This is a genomic window from Nostoc sp. CHAB 5715 (genome assembly GCF_020829685.1).
GTDB lineage: Bacteria > Cyanobacteriota > Cyanobacteriia > Cyanobacteriales > Nostocaceae > Nostoc.
Genome location: NZ_JAIVFR010001127.1, coordinates 1 through 2,222, shown reverse-complemented (window position 1 = coordinate 2,222; position 2,222 = coordinate 1). Strand labels below are relative to the sequence as shown.

Sequence of the window (2,222 nt, the reverse complement as noted above, 5' to 3'; positions counted from 1 at the left end):
CAGAAGAAGCCCGTAAAAAGCCCAAAGTTAGAAAAAAGCTTTTTATGTGGAAAAAATCTTTTAGTACTAACACTAAGAAGACTAATGATGAAACTGAAGTAGCAAGAGAAGTTGTTACTAGTGCTACAGCCTATAGTCATACTTCTTCTAAAGATTTCACTGAAGTAGTATCGGGGTATTATCATAAACTAGATGAATTACTTCAAGCTAGGAAGTGGGAAGAAGCTGATTTAGAAACAGCCAAGATAATCTATATAATCTATCATAAAAAATTCCCAGAAATTTCACCATATAGAAATTATCTTACAAATTATTCTGACTCAGAATATATAAAAAATCTTCCTAAAAAAGACTTAAATAATATAAATAAACTTTGGTTAAAGTATAGCAACGGACGGTTTGGATTTAGCGTTCAAAAACGCATTTGGAAACGTCTTGGAGGCGGTTATGATACAACTTATAATAGTGAGGAAATACAAGAAAAATTTGGTGATGAAGTTGGCTGGCGGAAAGAAGGAGATTGGGTATATTACTCTGATATTCACTACTCGCGGACAGCACCATCTGGGCATCTTCCAATATGTTTAATGCTAAACTCAGAGAAATCTGAGCGATGTGATATTGATTTTGAAATACTAGAAGTCATTGTTGGGCGTATATCATGACTATTCGTGAAACTACCATCGCAAAATTGCAACAACTTTCTGAGCCACTCCTGCAAGAAGTGACCGACTTCATTGATTTTGTGATCCACAAACATCAAGTTAAAATTGCTGACAATCAGCCTGATGAAACACTTGTGGAAAAATGGTCACAATGGTTTGAGGCTGTGGATTCCCTAGACGTATCTCCATCTGAACCAGTCAGCAACTATCAGCAACTCCTACTCAATAAATATCGGCAACAAGGGCTAGAGTTATAATCCTGTGCGATGCAGGAGTCTTATTGTGTTTAGTTGATCGCACTCAGCCTCAGCACAATGCTTATAAAATCGCAGTAATGCGTTTGGCAAAGCCTCTAGTCACAACCTGGTCATGCCTGACAGAAGCCATGTATCTTGCCCTGCATCGTGGCGGCTGGCAAATGCAAAAACAGTTGGGGCAGCTTCTTTTAGATAAACTGCTGACCGTTTACAAGATTCAGGAGAGTGATTACAGCCGTTTGTTGGCGCTGATGGAACAATACCGCGATCGCCCAATGGATTTAGCAGATGCTACATTGGTTTTGACGGCTGAAAAGACAGGGTATCGTCAAATTCTCACCCTCGATTCTGATTTCTTGTTTTATCGAATTGGTCATCAAGACACCTTTGAAATCATTTCAGTCTGATAGAGAAAGTAGCTACGTTATTATTGGCTTATCTAGGTTTGAACAACTTTTAGTCGTTGCACATACTGATAGAGGGGAAAAGATACGAATTATCAGCGCCCGAAATGCTACCCGCTAAGAGAAGAGGTTTTATGAACAAGGAAGTTGAAAACGAAATGGAAGATGAATTACGTCCTGAGTACGACTTCGCTCAAATGGCAAGCGGGGTTAGAGGTAAATATGTTGAGCGATATCGTACAAAAACAAACCTAGTACTTTTAGATCCCGATGTTGCCCAAGCTTTTCCCAACGATGAAGCAGTGAATGAGGCATTAAGGTTGTTAATCCAGGTCGCACAGCGCCAGCAGCCCAACACAACGATATAATCTGGAGCGTTTGAGCAAATTTATGAAGGGGCGATCACTAAAAGAGCAGTAGAAGAATAAAATCAAGAATTTTGGCAGAGGTGATTCTGATGGCGATTTGAGAAACCGCGATCGCCATTGCCACATTCTCATAAAATGCGATGTCTACGAAAAGCTCGCCTACGCAATTGAACAAATCAATTATTTTCAAAGCGTATAATAGTCATGCTGGCAAAGAGTATGTCACAATTCAGGCAGGGATTGCTAGAGGTGAACGCGATGCCCCCACTACTCGACCGAACTACTGACCAACGCATTGTCCATTATGGGACGTGGGAACAGTTCAAGTTCATCCAGAAAGGTTTTGACGGTTCTCCTGGTGTGCGGCTGTTTTATTATGACGATACAATCGAGATTCTCATGCCGGGACGTGAACATGAAATTTTTGCCAGTATTATCGGTTATTTAGTGACAACCTTTCTTGTCGAAAAAGGCATTTTCTTTCAGCCAACCCGATCGATGACCCAGGAAAAAGAAGGGGTTGTCTCG

At 40.4% G+C, this 2,222-nt stretch carries 6 protein-coding genes and 1 pseudogene; 6 read left to right on the top strand and 1 reads right to left on the bottom strand.

What is annotated here, in order from left to right; genetic code table 11:
* From LC574_RS36780 to LC574_RS36760, 5 genes are all read left to right on the top strand, one after another.
* Window positions 1-665: GUN4 domain-containing protein (locus LC574_RS36780; protein ID WP_229458560.1), on the top strand; the 665-nt coding region annotated here is incomplete at its 5' end.
* Window positions 662-922, top strand: a complete 261-nt coding sequence (locus LC574_RS36775; RefSeq protein ID WP_229458558.1) for a DUF2281 domain-containing protein — start codon at window positions 662-664, stop codon at window positions 920-922. The genes LC574_RS36780 and LC574_RS36775, both read left to right, overlap by 4 nt.
* 23 nt (window positions 923-945) lie before the next feature.
* The gene (locus LC574_RS36770; RefSeq protein ID WP_229458556.1) at window positions 946-1,329 is read left to right on the top strand and encodes a PIN domain-containing protein; all 384 of its coding nucleotides are present in this window, start codon (window positions 946-948) and stop codon (window positions 1,327-1,329) included.
* A complete protein-coding gene (locus LC574_RS36765) occupies window positions 1,292-1,447 on the top strand; it encodes a BrnT family toxin (protein ID WP_306422219.1) in 156 nt (51 codons plus the stop codon). The genes LC574_RS36770 and LC574_RS36765 overlap by 38 nt, the downstream gene beginning before the upstream one ends.
* A 13-nt stretch (window positions 1,448-1,460) precedes the next feature.
* Window positions 1,461-1,694: a hypothetical protein gene (locus tag LC574_RS36760; protein ID WP_229458553.1), complete on the top strand. Its 234-nt coding sequence runs from the start codon at window positions 1,461-1,463 to the stop codon at window positions 1,692-1,694.
* A gap of 37 nt (window positions 1,695-1,731) precedes the next feature.
* Here the strand turns inward: LC574_RS36760 and LC574_RS36755 are convergent, their stop codons facing one another.
* Complete coding sequence (locus tag LC574_RS36755) at window positions 1,732-1,869, bottom strand: hypothetical protein (protein ID WP_229458551.1); 138 nt, start codon at window positions 1,867-1,869, stop codon at window positions 1,732-1,734.
* Between the two features lie 44 nt (window positions 1,870-1,913).
* On the opposite strand from LC574_RS36755, the pseudogene LC574_RS36750 reads away from it, so the two are divergent.
* Window positions 1,914-2,222 (top strand): annotated as a pseudogene (locus tag LC574_RS36750) (hypothetical protein); the annotation flags it as partial.